The organism is Halopseudomonas pelagia CL-AP6 (genome assembly GCF_000410875.1).
GTDB lineage: Bacteria > Pseudomonadota > Gammaproteobacteria > Pseudomonadales > Pseudomonadaceae > Halopseudomonas > Halopseudomonas pelagia.
Genome location: NZ_AROI01000003.1, coordinates 167,073 through 183,290 on the forward strand (window position 1 = coordinate 167,073; position 16,218 = coordinate 183,290).

A 16,218-nucleotide genomic window follows, 5' to 3' on the forward strand; every position below is an offset into this window, starting at 1 on the left:
AATCCTGCCAATCAGCGGCATCGAATCAACTTTGCGCATAAGGTAATACGCCCAGACATGAAACCCTCGCTCGTCCTCAAGATGGGTCAGCAACTGACGATGACGCCGCAGTTGCAGCAAGCCATCCGACTGTTGCAGCTATCCAGCCTGGACCTCCAACAAGAGGTGCAGGAAGCACTGGAAGCCAATCCCATGCTGGAAATGGCTGACGACGGTGACGATGACTATCCCCCAAACCAAGCAAATGGCGCGGACAAGGATGACGCCCCGGCGGTCACCCTGCCCGAGCCAGTGGCAATGGACGCCATCGAGCAACACAGTCAGGCGGAGGAAGAAGGCAATTGGAACGAACAAATTCCCAGCGAACTTCCGGTCGACACGCAATGGGACGACGTCTACCAGACGTCGGCCAGCTCGCTACCCAGCCAGGATGACGATGAATGGGACTTTACCGCGCGTACCGGCTCGGGAGAGACCTTGCAGAGCCACCTGGAATGGCAGCTCAACCTGATCCCATTGTCTGAAACTGACCAATTGATTGCCCTGTCACTGATCGATGCAATCAATGCTGACGGTTACCTGGATGAATCTCTGGAAGAGATCCTCGCCTCGCTTGATCCGGAGCTCGAAGTCGAGCTGGACGAAGTAGAAATGGTCTTGCACCGGATCCAGCAATTCGAGCCAGTAGGCGTAGGCGCACGCAACCTGAGTGAATGCCTCAGCCTGCAGCTGCGCCAACTGCCGAAAGACACGCCGATGCTTGAGCAGGCTCAGAAGATCGTCAAGGATCACCTGGAGCTACTGGGTAGCCGCGACTTTACGCAACTGATGCGTCGCACGCGCTTGAAAGAAGACCAGCTTAGCCGTGCGATCAGCCTTATCCAGACATTGAACCCTCGGCCAGGTTCGGAGATTGCCTCAGGCGAGCCTGAATACGTCATACCTGATGTTATTGTGCACCGTGATAACAAACGCTGGATTGTCGAACTGAATCAGGAATCAGTACCCAAGGTACGGGTCAATAATCATTATGCGTCCATGGTCCGCCGGGCGGATTCGAGCCAGGACAATACCTACCTGCGCAATCACCTGCAGGAAGCTCGCTGGTTTATCAAGAGCCTGCAGAGTCGTAACGAGACGCTGATGAAAGTGGCCACGCAGATCGTCGAGCACCAGCGCGGCTTTCTCGAACACGGCGAAGAGGCAATGAAGCCTCTGGTGCTGCACGATATCGCCGAAGCAGTAGGGATGCACGAGTCTACTATTTCGCGTGTGACAACCCAGAAATACATGCACACCCCGCGGGGAATCTTCGAGCTGAAGTACTTCTTCTCCAGCCATGTCGGCACCTCCGACGGCGGCGAGTTTTCCTCAACCGCCATTCGTGCGCTGATCAAAAAGCTGGTTGCTGCAGAAAACCCGAAGAAACCATTGAGCGACAGCAAGATCGCTGGTTTACTGGAAGAACAGGGCATTGATGTCGCCCGCAGAACCATTGCCAAATACCGCGAGTCGCTCAGCATAGCGCCTTCGAGCGAACGCAAACGGCTTATCTAGCCGGCCCGGGACTACGAATAGAGTAAAAGCAGGCGGCACACCATGGGGCGTCGACTTGGCACCCCGTTATTTGAAGCCAATCAGGAGAAGTCGTATGCAACTGAACCTCAGTGGTCATCAATTAGACATCACCGATGCAATGCGCGATTACGTTAACGAGAAAATGTCCCGTCTCGAACGGCACTTCGACAAGATAACCAACGTACAAGTAACGCTGGAAGTGGAAAAACTCCGACAGAAAGCCGAAGCAACCCTGCATGTTGCTGGCGGCGAAGTGGTTGCCAATGCCGAACATACTGACATGTACGCAGCTATCGACTTGCTGACCGACAAACTTGATCGACAACTGATCAAGTTCAAGGAAAAGACCCTTAATCGCCAACAGGGCGTCAACGACCGCTAAGGTAGACACTGCGCATCATTATGCAAATTGATCATATACTGACCCCCGAGCGCACCTTTGCTGGTGTGCAAGGGGTTTCAAAAAAGCGCGTCCTGGAGCTGATTGGCAAGCTGGTTGCCCAGCATAGCCATCTTGATCCAGACAGCATCTACGAAAGCCTGATTGCCAGAGAGAAACTGGGCTCCACTGGCTTCGGAAATGGTATTGCCATTCCCCATTGCCGGCTGGAGGGTTGCCACAAGGCCGTCGGCGCATTACTGCAACTAGACTCCAAGATCGACTATGACGCGCTCGATGGCGAGCCGGTTGACTTGATTTTCGTATTGCTGGTGCCCCAGGAAGCCACTGAACAACATCTGCAGATTCTCAAAATGCTGGCCAGCAAACTGGATCAAGCCAGTCTGCGCGAAGCCCTGCGCAATGCGCCAGACGCTGAGAGTCTTTACAAGATCATGACCGCTGACGATAGCGGGAGCTGACCTATGCGCCTGGTAGTCGTCAGCGGCCGTTCCGGCTCCGGCAAAAGTACCGCTCTGCATCTGCTGGAAGATAACGGCTATTACTGCATCGACAACCTGCCGGCGGGGCTGCTGCCGGAGCTTGCTCGCCAAGTCAACAACGCCGAAAACACCGGGCTTAACCTGCCCAAAGTAGCCATCAGCATTGATGCGCGCAATTTACCCAGCGATCTGGAACGCTTTCCGGAGTTACTTAAACAGGTACGTGAAGCCGGGGTGCATTGCGATATCCTGTTTCTCGCCGCGACTGATGAAGTATTGATCAAACGTTTCTCTGAAACCCGTCGCAAGCACCCGCTGACCAATGGTACCTATTCGCTGGGCGAGGCGATCGCCGCAGAGCTGCGCCTGCTAGAGCCGATTATCGATCTAGCCAGTCTGAAAATCGATACCAGCCACCTGAATCTGTACCAACTGCGCGACCTGCTCAAGCAACGCTTGCTCGGCAGCCAGTCCAGCAGCACCTCGGTGATGATCCAGTCTTTTGGATTCAAGCGCGGCGTGCCAGTGGACTCCGATCTGGTATTCGATGTGCGCTGCCTGCCAAACCCCTATTGGAAAGCCGAGCTGAGACCTTATTCGGGACGTGATCAGCAAATTAGTGAGTACCTCCAGGCCCAGCCCGAGGTACAGGAGATGTACGAGGATATCCACCAGTTCCTCAACAAGTGGCTGCCGCGCTACGCCGCCGGCGAACGCAGCTACATGACCATCTCCATCGGCTGCACTGGTGGCCATCACCGTTCGGTGTACCTCACTGAGCGGTTGGTAAAAGAGCTTTCCGCGAGCATTCCGAACCTGCTGATCCGCCACCGCGACCTGCCCTGACAATGCCTACTACCCGCGTACAAATCATCAACAAGCTCGGCCTGCACGCGCGCGCCGCCGCCAAATTCGTTGGGGTCGCCAACCGTTATGGTTGCCAAGTGAAGATTGGCGGCAGTGAAGCGGAGCTGGTCGACGGCAAAAGCATTATGCAAGTCATGATGCTGGCCGCGAGCAAAGACTCGGAAGTCTGCATCAGTTGCGAAGGCGACGAAGCCGACCAAGCCATGGAAGAACTACTAGCGCTGATCGGGGATTATTTTGGGGAGGGGGAATAGCCCAACGCCCTTCCACCCCACCCACCTCCCGTCATTCCCGGGCTCACACCCGTCATTCCCGCGCAGGCGGGAATCCAAGTGGACCTTGCCAACCAGATCTACAAATCCCAAACCCAGAGTTTTGCTTGCGACTTGCGGCTGGTTTTACTCGCCGCCCACCGTCATCCCGTCCACTAGCCAGCTCCCGGTCAAGTTGTTACCCCGACGCTCGATATCAGAGCCAACACAGCGCAAATTGGCGAACATGTCCTTCAGATTGCCGGCGATAGTCACTTCCTGAACCGGGAACTGGATTTCACCATTCTCCACCCAAAAGCCACCCGCTCCGCGGGAATAATCACCGGTAACCCCATTGATGCCCTGCCCCATCAGCTCGGTGACCAGTAAACCGGTGCCCATCTCCTTCAGCAGGGCCGGTAGATCGCCGGCGTTACTGGTCACATGCAAATTGTGCACACCGTCGGCATTGGCGGTGCTCGGCAGTTTCAGCTTGCGTGCGGAGTAAGTGCCCAGCACCCAACTGCGCAGCACACCGTTATCGATAAAGGCCTGCTCGCGCGTCGCCAGGCCGTCACCGTCAAACGCCGAGCTGCCTAGCGCACGTGGCATATAGGGACGTTCGTCGATGGTCACCCAGTCTGGAAAGACCGGCTTCCCCATGGCATCCAGCAGGAAGGTCGACTGGCGATAAACTGCGCCGCCTGCGATAGAACCGATCAAATGCCCAAGCAGACCGGCAGCCTGATCAGCAGCAAAGAGCACCGGTAGCTTAGCGGTCTTGATCGAGCGCGTGCCCAGCCGGGCCAGGGTGCGCTCTGCAGCTTTGCGCCCCAGGGCTTCCGGGCTCGGGAGTTGAGCGGCCATCCGGTCGACGCCATACCAGTAGTCGCGCTGCATACCCTGCTCTGAGGCGACGATCATGACCGCAGAAGCACTGTGCCGAGTACCCAACGCACTGCCGATAAAACCGTTACTGTTGCCATACACCCGGCAACCCTGCTGACTGCTGACATTAGCGCTGTCACTGGTTAACCGCGGGTCCATTTGCAGTGCCGCCGCTTCGCAAGTCAAAGCGCGCTCAATCGCTTGCTCGGCCGTCAGCGCCCAGGGGTGATACAAATCCAGATTCGGTAACTCGGTGGCCATTAATTCCGCCGCCGCCAATCCAGCAAAGCTGTCTTCGGAGGCGTGCCGGGCGATACCCATTGCCGCTTCGATAGCCGAACGAATGGCCTCATCGGAAGTGTCCGAGGTGCTTGCCGAGCCCTTGCGCTGCCCTGCGTACAGCGTGATCGCGAAACCCTGGTCACGATTGAACTCGACCGTTTCAACCTCACCCTGGCGCACCCCTACCGACAAGCCGGTATTCTGGCTGACACCCACCTCACAGGCGGTCGCGCCTAAACGGCGCGATTCGTCCAGAATAAAGGCGACCCGTTGCTCCAGTTCGGCGCGCAGGGCTTCGGGGTCTTCGTGTTGGGCGGGTTGGATCTGGATCATGTAATCTCCTCTCGGGCGGGCATTGTACCCCGGACAGCGCTGCTGTGAACGGGTATCATAGTGCATTAAACGTACCCGCAGCCGGGCCGCAACGAGGTGACCATGACAGAGTTTTACGACGACGAACAGTACGAAGAAGGCATCAGCAAAACTCAGGTCAAGCGTGAGCTTCAGGAGATGCGTGATCTTGGCCGCCGCCTGCTCGAGCTCAAACCGGCCCAGTTGCAGAAGCTCGAGCTAACCGAAGAGTTGCGTGTTGCTCTCGAGGAAGCTCCCAAGCACACCGCCCGTGGTGCGCTCAAGCGCCATATGAGCTTTGTCGGCAAGTTGATGAAAGATCAGGACATAGACGCCATCCGCGCCCATATCGATCGTCTGGACAGCAGCACTCAAGCTCACGCCCAGCACTTTCACCAGATGGAGCGCTGGCGTGACCGGCTACTGACCGGCAGTGCCGAAGAACAAGAAGCTTTTATGAGCGCCTACCCGCAAACCGAACGCCAGACGCTGCGTCAACTGGTACGTCAGGCCAGCAAGGAAGCCGCAGAAAACAAACCACCCGCCGCCGCGCGCAAGCTGTTCAAGTTGATTCGCGAGACCGTGGAAACCGACCTGTAATAGCAGTACCCGGACCGTTTCTGCGCAAAGCCCACTGTACGACCTGTCGTCCGACCGATTGGCGAAAGCCCGAACATACTGCTAGCTTTCAGATTCTGAGCCCACAACGCACAGGATCTGACCGTGACCCCAGCCCTCGCCGCGCCACGTCTGGAAAATACCCTGGTGGAAGATCACACCAGGGAGCATCACCTCCTCCGCCAACACCTTCTACACCCTGCCGCACGTATCGATTCAAAATACTTCTACGATGATGTTGGCTGCGAACTCTTCACCCATATCTGTGAACTCGACGAATATTATCCGACGCGTACCGAAGCCACGATTCTCAGCCACTGTGGCGCTGAAATAGCCGCAGTCTTGCCTAGCTGCGCGCAATGGATCGATCTGGGCTGCGGCGACTGCTCCAAGTCCAGAAAATGGCTGGACAAGGTGCAGCCCTCGCGGCTGGTCGGCGTCGATATTGCCGCCGATTTTCTCCAGCACTCACTGGCCAAGATAGCCATCAGCCACCCTGGCGTTGAATGTATTGGCGTGGTCAGCGACTTTACCCAGGCGCTGGAATTGCGCGATCTACTGTCTGAACAACCGCTGTCACCTCCGGTTTTTTTCTACCCCGGCTCCTCGATAGGTAACTTCGCCAGGGCGGAAGCGCTGCAGTTGCTGCGACGCATCCGCGAGCACTGTGGCGAGCATGGCAAACTACTGATCGGGGTTGATCTGATTAAGTCCCGAGACGTACTTGAAGCAGCCTATGACGACCGCGAGGGCGTGACGGCGGCCTTCAATCTGAATGTACTTAAAGTCGTCAACCGGGAACTGCATGCCAATTTCCTGCTCGAAAACTTCAGGCACGATGCGGTTTTCAATGAGTTCGACAGCCGTATCGAAATGCGCCTGGTATCGCAAAAGCACCACGACGTCAGCCTGGGTGCAGGCAGCGTGAGGCATTTTGATCAGGGGGAAAGCATCTTGACCGAGTATTCATACAAATACACCCCCGCGGATTTCGCCGCCATGTTAGCCGAAGCAGGCTTTAGCCGGCACCACTACTGGACCGATGCGCAGCACTGGTTCGGCGTCTTTCTGGCTGAAGCATGAGCCTGCATCAACCATTCCCCCGCGGGGCCACCCTAGCAGCCCGATTCAACGCGGTACGGGCCCACAGCATGGCCCTGGTGGACGGCTTGAGCGCTGAAGACTGCCAGTTGCAGTCCATGCCCGACGCCAGTCCAATAAAATGGCATCTGGCGCACACCAGTTGGTTCTTCGAGACCTTTTTGCTGGCGGAATCCAACCGCCCGCCGCCGCCCTTCGATCCAGCCTTCAAGGTGCTATTCAACTCCTACTACATTGGCGTTGGTGAGCGTCACTTGCGTGCCGAGCGCGGCCTGCTTTCACGCCCTGGATTAGAGCGGGTTCTCCAGTACCGTCAGCATGTGGACCAACATATGCTGGCCCTGCTTGCTGAACCCAACCTCGGCGACAGCGAGTTCGATCTGATTGAACTGGGCCTCCAGCATGAGCAGCAACATCAGGAACTGATACTCACTGACGTCAAACATCATTTCAGTTGCAACCCCCTAGCGCCCGCCTGGCGGGATCAGTCTGCTGACCAGTCGCCGCGGGCAGGCGATGACCACGGACCGGCTTTTCAGACCTATTCGGGCGGTTTGATCGAGATAGGTCATAAGGGCTCGGGCTTCAGCTTTGATAATGAGCGGCCCAGTCACCGGGTCTGGCTGGAACCCTTCGAGCTAGCCACGCGCAATGTCAGCAATGGTGAATATCTGGCGTTCATGCTCGATGGTGGCTATCGTCGGCCGGAGCTGTGGCTGGCCGAGGCCTGGGACCATATCCGCGTGCATGGCTGGCAGGCGCCGCTTTACTGGCAGCACGATGCACAAGGCTGGAGTGTGTTTACTCTGCATGGAAGAGTGCCGCTAAACCATCAGGCACCGGTCTGCCATATCAGTTTCTACGAAGCAGATGCTTATGCACGCTGGGCTGGAGCACGCCTGCCCACTGAAGCTGAGTGGGAGCTGGCCGCGCAATCGGACACCCTGCCGGGGCTGCATGCTGAAGTCTGGCAATGGACCAACAGCGCCTACCTCGCCTACCCCGGCTATCAACCGGCGGCTGGTGCGGTGGGCGAATACAACGGCAAGTTTATGCTAAGTCAGATGGTCCTGCGCGGCAGCTCGCTAGCCACACCGCCGGGGCATGCGCGGCATAGTTATCGCAATTTCTTTCCCGCCCAGGCCCGCTGGCAGTTCAGCGGAATGCGTTTGGCCCGCTAATAGCGCAAACAGTTGAAATTCACTCAATAAAAAAGGCCGCCCCTTATGGGAGCGGCCTTGATCAGTACAACAACCGAAGCGATCAGTAGCCCAGAGCGAAGTTCTCTTCCGGCATGTCCATCAGGTTGTCGGCGCCTGACAGCATCGCATCAACGTGCATGCGAGTGCGCGGCAGGATGCGCTGGAAGTAGAAGCGCGCGGTCTGCAGCTTGGCCTGGTAGAAAGCCTCGTCAGAGGTACCTTCCGCCAGCTTCTCGGCCGCTACGCGAGCGATGTCAGCCCAGAAGTAGGCCAGGCAGGCGTAACCGGAGTACATGCAGTAGTCCACGGACGCAGCACCGACCATTTCGCGGTCTTTCATGGCAGCCATACCGACCTTCATGGTCAGCTCGCCCCACTCTTTGTTCAACTGATTCAGCGGCGTGACGAATTCCTTGATGGCGTCGTTGCCTTCCTGATTCTGGCAGAACTTGTGCACGATCTTGGTGAAGCACTTCAGCGCCTCGCCTTGAGTCATCAGCACTTTGCGACCCAGCAAATCCAGCGCCTGGATACCGGTGGTGCCTTCATAAAGCATGGAGATACGTGCGTCACGGACGTTCTGCTCCATGCCCCATTCGGCGATAAAGCCATGGCCGCCGTAGATTTGCACGCCATGGTTGGCGGCTTCGAAGCCGACTTCGGTCATGAAGGCCTTGGCGATTGGCGTCAGGAAGGCCAGCAGCGCATCGGCCTGTTTCTTCTGCTCTTCATCTTGGCTGTTCTTGACGATGTCGACCTGCTTGGCCGTGAAATACACCATCGCCCGGTTGCCTTCAGCAAAGGCTTTCATGGTCAGCAGCATGCGGCGCACATCAGGGTGCACGATGATCGGATCAGCAGCCTTTTCCGGCGCCTTAGGACCGGTCAGCGAGCGCATCTGCAAACGATCACGGGCATACTGGATGCCGCCCTGGAAGCCCATCTCGGCATGCGCCAGCCCCTGCAGTGCGGTGCCCAGGCGGGCGGTATTCATAAAGGTGAACATCGCGTTCAGGCCCTTGTTCGGCGGCCCGATCAGGAAGCCGGTGGCGCCGTCGAAGTTCATTACGCAGGTGGCGTTGCCGTGAATACCCATCTTGTGTTCCAACGAACCGCAATTCACGCCGTTACGCTCACCGTTCTCGCCATTAGCATCCGGCAGGAACTTCGGCACGATAAATAAGGAGATACCCTTGGTACCCGCCGGTGCATCGGGCAGACGCGCCAGTACGATGTGGACGATGTTCTCGGCCATATCGTGCTCACCCGAGGAGATGAAGATCTTGGTGCCGCTCAGCTTGTAGCTGCCATCGGCCTGTGGCTCGGCCTTGGTGCGCAGCATGCCCAGATCAGTACCGCAATGCGACTCGGTCAGGCACATGGTGCCGGTCCACTGACCCGATACCAGCTTGGTCAGGTAAGTGTGCTTCTGATCGTCAGTGCCATGGGTGGAGATGGTGTTCATGCAACCATGGGACAGACCGGGGTACATGCCCCAGGACCAGTTGGCCTGACCGATCATTTCACTGATCGCCAGACCTAGAGACTCAGGCAAACCTTGACCGCCGTGATCGACATCATGCGCCAGGCTCGGCCAGCCGCCTTCAACGTATTGCTGATAAGCTTCCTTGAAACCGGTGGGCGTCTTGACGCCTTCAGCGCTCCAGGTACAACCTTCAGTGTCGCCTACGCGATTGAGCGGCCCAATGACGTTTTCACAGAATTTGGCGCCCTCTTCCAGAATGGCGTTGACCATATCCGGCGTGGCATCTTCACAGCCTGGCAGGCTCTTGTAGTGTTCTTCATAACCCAGCAGTTCGTCACGGACGAAGCGGATGTCACGCAGGGGAGCCTTGTAATCGGGCATGGTACTTGACCTCAACGGTTATAACGGGATTCAAGAGCAGCATCGAGGCTGCGGTTGGGCGCTACATTCGGCAGTTCATCTAAGACTACATCAGCAGCTGATTCAAACAGACGTTTGAAACATACGTTTACGCGCAAATGATGTCAACTCTTTGTGTGCCGGAGGGTCAGAAAAAATTTGTAACTGGGAAGGACCAGAGAGGAAAGGATCAACGGCGGCAGGAAGCAATACATGTGGGATAAACAACAGCCCGGGACAGCTCAGGCCCAAGTTTGCACTGACGGGCTGGCGGAGCCGCCAGCGGGGCTGTCTGCAGCACTTACCTGCCGATAGACCGCGAGGCTCTTGTCGGCATCTGCAGTGGCTGCTGTCCGATCGCGAATAACCGTCGCTGCATCATCTTCGCCGGTGGAGGCATCCACCGTTTCGGTCGCCAGCTCGCCGCGCGCTTGAGCCATGGCCTGCGCCGCCTGTGCCGCTACGGCAATATCCTGCGCGGAGGGTTGCGCAGGGGCCAGTGCGGCGCGCTGAACCTGCTGCAACTTTTGCAGCGTGGCTGCCGGGTCGCCGGGTACGGGAGCCGTATCAATGGCTACCGAACCACCCACTGCATATAAGCGCCCATCCGGTCCGCGCTCATAGCTGTAACTGACGGCACCGGCATATTGACCGCCCACCGCCTTGTGCGCCTGCTCATGAGTACGCACTTCCCGGTCACGGCTGGCCAGCTCACGTATCTCTGTTTGTCTGACGCGCAACAGTTCCGCTTCGACCTGGCTGAGCTGACGCTGTATCTGGGCTTGCTGCTCAGCTTGACTGTCGGCAGCGGATTCATCAGAAGGACTGGCGGCATTGGTTGGCAGTGCCCCGCTCTGCCCAGCGCCCGGCACAACCTCCTGTGCTATCGGGCTCGTTGCTGTGGCAGCAGTGGCCGCAGGACCGCTAGCAGAGGCAGCAGCCGCGGCGCCAGCCACACGCGGGTAGGCGGCAGCAATGCCTGAGAATACAGAAGAAACACCAAGGTTATTCACCCGAGGGGGCCTTGCAGATCAGGCAGTAACGTCCAGCAGCGTGCCGAGCACTTCATCTGCTGTATCAATCATGGAGGCACCCGCTTCTACTTCACGCTGGGACAATTGCAACTCGACCAGGCTTGCCACCAGATTCACCGGCCGATTGCTATCCACTGCAGTAGTTGCTGCAGGCTGCCCATTGGCAGGTTGTAGCGGAATAGCCTGGGAAGCAGCGGGGTCCGGCTGGACGCCCATACGAGCGATCTCAGCAGCGGCGGTATTGGCGCGGTACTGTCCCTGGCGAACACTATTCAGTCCGGCTGACATCAGGTCGAGTGAAGCCATGGGGATTACCCTCAATGAATACGGTTAACTCTATTAAAGCACAAAGCCACTACAGCAAGTACCGCCACCGGTCAGTCCGAACGGCCTGGTTCAGACCAATGGCGCCAGATCCAGGTAGGCGGCAACAGCAGCGGCCGACGGCTCCTCCATCCAGGGCACAAAACCCAGGCACGGCGCCTTGAGCTGCAGGCGCAAGGTCGCCAGGTTTTCCGACGGACGGCTCATATGCGGATCGACCTGGTTGGCTACCCAGCCCGCCAGCGTCAACCCATCGGCGGCGATCGCCTCGGCGGTCAATATCGCATGGTTGATACAACCGAGCTTCATGCCTACCACCATCACCACCGGGATATTCAAATCCTTGGCGAGGTCTGCCAGGGTCTGTTCATCATTCAGGGGTACGCGCCAGCCACCTGCCCCCTCGACCAGGGTCAGCTCAGCATTACGATCAAATACCTGAAGGCAACCACCAGCCAGTAGCTCCACAGTCAAGGGCACGCCCTCTTCAAGGGCAGCAATGTGCGGAGCTATGGCGGATCTCAGTGCGATCGGATTGATCAGCTCGTAAGCCAATGCCGGCTGGCACTGAGCCTGCAGCGCCAGCGCATCTTCATTGCGTAGACCCTCCCCCGCGTCATCACACCCGGCCGCAACCGGCTTGGCAGCAGCGGTGGTCAGGCCCGCCTGTTTGGCCGCAAACAGCAGGCCACAGGCAATTGTAGTTTTACCTATTTCGGTGTCGGTGCCCGTAATGAAGAAACGTTGAGCCATGTTAGGACTCCTCCTTGAACATTAGAATCTGGGCCACCTGGTAGGTAGCCGGCAAGCCGGAGGGCTGACGGAAAGCTTCATAGGCCTGGGTCAGCGCGCGCAAGCGGGTACGTCCGGTCAGGCCTCCCGGACGCCCCGGATTGAGGTTATGCGCACCTAGCGCTTTCAACTCCTGGGTAAGCCCGCTGAGCTGCGCGTAATGCAATACATGTGCTTCTAGTTCACAGCGCCAACGACCAAAGCCGGCCGTCGCCAGTAATTGCTGCAGGTCTTCCACAGCCATAAAGCGGTTGACGTGCACAAAACCATCAACCGTCTGCCAGGCCTGCCGCAGCTCCGTCAGCGTGCCTTTGACCAGTGTAGACAACGCCAGGCAGCCGCCAGGGCGCAGTGCTTGCGCAGCCTGAGCTAAAGCCCGCCCCAGATCCGGACACCATTGCAGCGCCAGACTGGAAAAGATCAGATCCAGTGACTCGGGTTTGAGCGGCAGGGCTTCCGCATCGGCTACAACCCAGGAGCTAGCATAACCGGACGGAGCAATAGCAGATTGTGCACTGGCAAAGCGCAGCATGCCTTCAGCCAGATCCAGCCCGATGACAGGTTGCTGGTAGCGCCGTGTCAAGGCACGGGTGAAATAGCCAGTGCCACAGCCCAGATCGATAATCGCCCGTGGCGCGAAGCGCTCCGGCAAACGCGCCAGCAAGTTGGTGCCTACTTGGCGCTGAAATTCCGCCGCCTGATCATAGGAACTCGCGGCGCGGCTGAAGGATTCAGCCACCCGACGTTTGTCGATGGCCACCTCAGTCATCTCGCTGACCCAGAAACCCGGCAATACGCTCGGCCAGCCACTCAGATTGCTCCAAAGGCAGCGCATGGCCGGCCTGATCGTGAATTGCGACCTGCAGACGAGGCTGCATTTGTGCAAGCGCGTGAGCAGCCGCCACCGGCACCAACGCATCGCGCCCGCCAAAACAGTGCAGGCTGGCTGCGGTCGAAGCCTTCAACGCTGCTCGGCTGTCCAGCACACCGAGCAAAGCCAGCGCATGCAGACGCTGATCCGCTGCGGCGCTGTCCCATTCCAGTGTTTGTGCCAGGGTTCGCGGTTGTTCACTGCCCTGGGCAACCAGTAGGGCGAAGCGCTTGAGGATTTTCTCTGGCGCGGCGCGGAAATCGTTCAAGAATGCCTTGAAAGTCTCGGCTGGCATGGCTGCGGCCCAGTCCTTGCGCATCACAAAGCAGGCATTGCTGGCGATGGTCACCACGTGGCTGAAACGCTGCGGAAAACGCCGCTGCAGTTGCACCGCGAGCATACCGCCCAGTGACCAGCCCACCAGTACGCCCGGCGGCAGTTGCTCGGCCAGTATAGCCAGATCACTTTCCAGCGTAGAAAGTTGCAGCGCTGGCAAAGCCGGAGTCTGGATGCACCACTCAGGCAGCCTCTGGCCCAGCGCCTTGGCCAGAGGCTGCATCGCCGTGGGGGCAAGAGCCCAGCCAGGTAAAAGGGTAATGTTAAGCATCTTGGGCCTCAGGTAATTGCGCCACGGCGCGTTTCAAGGCGTCCAGCAACTGGTTGACGTCATCTTCGCTATGCGCGGCGCTGAGCGTTACCCGCAGGCGCGCGGTGCCGCTCGGTACTGTCGGCGGGCGAATGGCGGTGACCAGAATCCCCTGCTGGCGCAATGCAGCGGACAGCGCCAACGCACGTTCGCTGCTACCCACCAGAATAGGTTGGATCGGTGTGGGGCTGTTCATCAGTTGCAGGCCGATATCGGTCACACCAATGCGGAACTGCGCAATCAGCTGCGCCAGGCGCTCCCGGCGCCAATGCTCACCCTGCAGCAATTGCAGGCTGCGCAGGGTGGCGCAGGCAACTGCCGGAGGCTGGCTGGTGGTGTAGATATACGGCCGCGCGAACTGGATAAGGGTCTCGATCAACTCGTCGCTACCCGCGACAAAGGCGCCTGCGGTGCCGAACGCCTTACCCAAGGTGCCGATCAGCACGGGCACCTGCTGCAGGCTGAGGCCGAAATGTTCAACGATCCCGCCGCCATTGTTGCCCAGACAACCAAAGCCATGTGCGTCATCGACCATCACCCAGGCTCCACGCTTATTGGCGCTAGCACAGATGCCAGGCAAATCAGCCAGATCCCCATCCATGCTGAATACGCCGTCCGTGACCACCAGCGTGTTGCCCTGTGCCTTGTCGAGCCGACCTTCAAGACTAGGAATGTCGTTATGCAGAAAACGGGAAAAGCGCGCGCCGCTAAGCAGGCCGGCGTCCAGCAAAGAGGCATGATTGAGTCGGTCTTCCAGCACCGTGTCGCCCTGCCCTGCCAGCGCAGTGACCGCACCTAGATTGGCCATATAGCCATTGGACATCAGTAGCGCCCGCGGCCGCCCGGTAAACTCGGCCAATGCCTCTTCCAGCTCATGGTGCGGCTGACTATGCCCCACCACCAGATGCGAAGCGCCACCACCCACGCCCCAGCGCCGCGCGCCCTGGACAAACGCCTCAATCACCGCAGGATGACTGGCCAGGCCCAGATAATCGTTATTGCAAAACGCCAGCAATGGCTGACCGTCGACCACTACGCGCACACCTTGCGGTGACTCAAGCAGCGGCCGTTGGCGGTACAGATGCGCCGCACGGCGCTCAGCGAGACGGGACGATAAATTGAAGGACATAGGGCTCACGCAGCTGCAGGCGGCGAGTTGCGAGCGGCCAGCCTCAAGCAGCAAGCAGCCGTGCATATTACCGATTGAATAGATGACAGACCGAGGATGCTGACTGCACCCTCAGCTTGCCGCTTGTCGCTGAAAGCTTGCCGCTGCTGTTACTCAGCCCGCCGCATTAACAAAGAGTTCACTGTCGCGCTGTTCCACCAACGCCTGCTCGATGGCCGCCTGGTGAACCTCGTCGTCGTGCTCTTCGCGCTCTTCAGGCTTGATGCCCAGACGATCGAACAGACGCATATCTTTCTCGGCCTGCGGGTTGGACGTGGTCAGCAGACGGTCGCCGTAGAAGATCGAGTTGGCCCCGGCGAAGAACGCCAGCGCCTGGGTCTGCTCGTTCATCTGTTCACGGCCAGCGGACAAACGCACGTGAGACTTCGGCATCATGATGCGAGCCACGGCCAGAGTACGGATGAAATCGAAGGGATCCACATCGGCTTCATTTTCCAGCGGCGTGCCCTTGACCTTGACCAGCATGTTGATCGGCACGCTTTCCGGGTGCTCGGGCAAATTCGCCAGTTGGATCAACAGGCCGGCGCGATCTTCCAAAGACTCACCCATGCCGAGAATGCCACCGGAACAAATCTTCATGCCGGCGTCGCGAACGTAAGACAGGGTTTCCAGACGGTCACCGAAGGTCCGGGTGGTAATGATCTTGCCGTAGAATTCAGGTGAAGTGTCCAGGTTGTGGTTGTAGTAATCCAACCCAGCTTCGGCGAGCTCGCGCGTCTGTTCCTTGGTCAGCTTGCCCAGGGTCATGCAGGTCTCAAGGCCCAGCTTGCGTACCCCCTTGACCATCTCCAGTACGTAGGGCATATCCTTGTCAGACGGATGCTTCCAGGCTGCGCCCATGCAGAAGCGGGTTGCGCCAATCTTCTTGGCGGCAACAGCTTCATCCAGCACCTTCTGGACTTCCAGCAGCTTTTCCTTGTCCAGCCCGGTGTTGTAATGACCTGACTGCGGGCAGTACTTGCAGTCTTCCGGGCAGGCGCCGGTCTTGATCGACAATAGAGTAGACACTTGCACCCGGTTGGCATCGAAGTGCTGGCGGTGTACGGTTTGCGCCTGGAACATCAGATCATTGAAGGGCTGACGAAACAGCGCCAGCACTTCGGCTGGTTTCCAGTTATGACGGGTGACTGAAGCGGTCAAGGATGAAACTGTCATGAATAGAATCCTGAATGGGGATGAACAACCATCTATATTTGAGCTATGCACGCATGATAGCGATGGCAGGGAGGCTGTCAACCATTGCACATCACCAAGGTTTACAACTGGCTGAATAACAAGCAACCAGGCCGCTGCCTGCTATGCTTGAGCACTGACGCGTCTGTACAGCACGGACTCTGCGAGCCCTGCCGACGGGATTTGCCCTGGCTCGGTAGCCGCTGCCGGCAGTGTGCGTTGCCACTACCGTTTGCCGGGCAACTGTGCGGCCAGTGTCAGCAGCATCCCCCCGCCTACTCTCA

Annotated in this window: 17 protein-coding genes and 1 pseudogene; 9 read left to right on the top strand and 9 right to left on the bottom strand. The window is 58.4% G+C overall.

The window, feature by feature from the left end; all coding sequences use genetic code 11:
* Positions 1-57 precede the first annotated feature (57 nt).
* The 5 genes from K787_RS0102095 (at position 58) to K787_RS0102115 (ending at position 3,581) form a co-directional block, all read left to right on the top strand.
* Positions 58-1,557, top strand: a complete 1,500-nt coding sequence (locus tag K787_RS0102095; protein WP_022961130.1) for an RNA polymerase factor sigma-54 — start codon at positions 58-60, stop codon at positions 1,555-1,557.
* Positions 1,558-1,651: 94 nt separating this feature from the next.
* Positions 1,652-1,960 (top strand): ribosome hibernation-promoting factor, HPF/YfiA family, encoded by a 309-nt coding sequence (hpf, locus tag K787_RS0102100; RefSeq protein WP_022961131.1) that lies wholly within the window; start codon positions 1,652-1,654, stop codon positions 1,958-1,960.
* 17 nt (positions 1,961-1,977) lie between these two features.
* Positions 1,978-2,439, top strand: a complete 462-nt coding sequence (gene ptsN / locus K787_RS0102105) for a PTS IIA-like nitrogen regulatory protein PtsN (RefSeq protein WP_028614501.1) — start codon at positions 1,978-1,980, stop codon at positions 2,437-2,439.
* A gap of 3 nt (positions 2,440-2,442) precedes the next feature.
* Positions 2,443-3,306 (top strand): RNase adapter RapZ, encoded by an 864-nt coding sequence (gene rapZ / locus K787_RS0102110; protein ID WP_022961133.1) that lies wholly within the window; start codon positions 2,443-2,445, stop codon positions 3,304-3,306.
* Positions 3,307-3,308: 2 nt separating this feature from the next.
* Positions 3,309-3,581 carry an HPr family phosphocarrier protein gene (locus tag K787_RS0102115; RefSeq protein WP_022961134.1) on the top strand — a complete coding sequence of 91 codons (273 nt, stop codon included), beginning with the start codon at positions 3,309-3,311 and terminating at the stop codon, positions 3,579-3,581.
* A 144-nt stretch (positions 3,582-3,725) separates the two neighbouring features.
* On the opposite strand, the gene pmbA is transcribed toward K787_RS0102115, so the two are convergent.
* Positions 3,726-5,081 (bottom strand): metalloprotease PmbA, encoded by a 1,356-nt coding sequence (gene pmbA, locus K787_RS0102120; RefSeq protein ID WP_022961135.1) that lies wholly within the window; start codon positions 5,079-5,081, stop codon positions 3,726-3,728.
* Between the two features lie 102 nt (positions 5,082-5,183).
* On the opposite strand from pmbA, the gene yjgA reads away from it, so the two are divergent.
* From yjgA to egtB, 3 genes are all read left to right on the top strand, one after another.
* On the top strand, positions 5,184-5,699 hold the full coding sequence (gene yjgA, locus K787_RS0102125) for a ribosome biogenesis factor YjgA (protein ID WP_022961136.1): 516 nt from the start codon (positions 5,184-5,186) through the stop codon (positions 5,697-5,699).
* Positions 5,700-5,822: 123 nt separating this feature from the next.
* Positions 5,823-6,800, top strand: a complete 978-nt coding sequence (gene egtD / locus K787_RS0102130; protein ID WP_022961137.1) for an L-histidine N(alpha)-methyltransferase — start codon at positions 5,823-5,825, stop codon at positions 6,798-6,800.
* The gene (gene egtB, locus K787_RS0102135; protein ID WP_022961138.1) at positions 6,797-7,999 is read left to right on the top strand and encodes an ergothioneine biosynthesis protein EgtB; all 1,203 of its coding nucleotides are present in this window, start codon (positions 6,797-6,799) and stop codon (positions 7,997-7,999) included. Before egtD ends, egtB begins: the two co-directional genes overlap by 4 nt.
* Before the next feature lie 82 nt (positions 8,000-8,081).
* Here egtB and K787_RS0102140 read toward each other — a convergent pair whose 3' ends face one another.
* From K787_RS0102140 to bioB, 8 genes are all read right to left on the bottom strand, one after another.
* Positions 8,082-9,887 (bottom strand): phenylacyl-CoA dehydrogenase, encoded by a 1,806-nt coding sequence (locus tag K787_RS0102140; RefSeq protein ID WP_022961139.1) that lies wholly within the window; start codon positions 9,885-9,887, stop codon positions 8,082-8,084.
* 260 nt (positions 9,888-10,147) lie between these two features.
* Positions 10,148-10,918 carry a putative metalloprotease CJM1_0395 family protein gene (locus K787_RS21900; protein ID WP_022961140.1) on the bottom strand — a complete coding sequence of 257 codons (771 nt, stop codon included), beginning with the start codon at positions 10,916-10,918 and terminating at the stop codon, positions 10,148-10,150.
* An 18-nt stretch (positions 10,919-10,936) separates the two neighbouring features.
* On the bottom strand, positions 10,937-11,245 hold the full coding sequence (locus K787_RS0102150; protein ID WP_022961141.1) for a flagellar basal body rod C-terminal domain-containing protein: 309 nt from the start codon (positions 11,243-11,245) through the stop codon (positions 10,937-10,939).
* A gap of 90 nt (positions 11,246-11,335) precedes the next feature.
* On the bottom strand, positions 11,336-12,016 hold the full coding sequence (gene bioD / locus K787_RS0102155) for a dethiobiotin synthase (RefSeq protein WP_022961142.1): 681 nt from the start codon (positions 12,014-12,016) through the stop codon (positions 11,336-11,338).
* 1 nt (position 12,017) lies between these two features.
* Positions 12,018-12,824, bottom strand: a complete 807-nt coding sequence (gene bioC / locus K787_RS0102160; RefSeq protein WP_022961143.1) for a malonyl-ACP O-methyltransferase BioC — start codon at positions 12,822-12,824, stop codon at positions 12,018-12,020.
* Positions 12,817-13,533, bottom strand: coding sequence for an alpha/beta fold hydrolase (locus K787_RS0102165; protein ID WP_022961144.1), 717 nt, complete (start codon positions 13,531-13,533; stop codon positions 12,817-12,819). The genes bioC and K787_RS0102165 overlap by 8 nt, the downstream gene beginning before the upstream one ends.
* A complete protein-coding gene (gene bioF / locus K787_RS0102170; protein ID WP_028614507.1) occupies positions 13,526-14,701 on the bottom strand; it encodes an 8-amino-7-oxononanoate synthase in 1,176 nt (391 codons plus the stop codon). Before bioF ends, K787_RS0102165 begins: the two co-directional genes overlap by 8 nt.
* Positions 14,702-14,854: 153 nt before the next feature.
* A complete protein-coding gene (gene bioB / locus K787_RS0102175; RefSeq protein WP_022961146.1) occupies positions 14,855-15,916 on the bottom strand; it encodes a biotin synthase BioB in 1,062 nt (353 codons plus the stop codon).
* An 84-nt stretch (positions 15,917-16,000) separates the two neighbouring features.
* Here bioB and K787_RS25690 point away from each other — a divergent pair.
* A pseudogene (locus K787_RS25690) lies at positions 16,001-16,183 on the top strand (double zinc ribbon domain-containing protein); the annotation flags it as partial.
* Between the last annotated feature and the right edge of the window lie 35 nt (positions 16,184-16,218).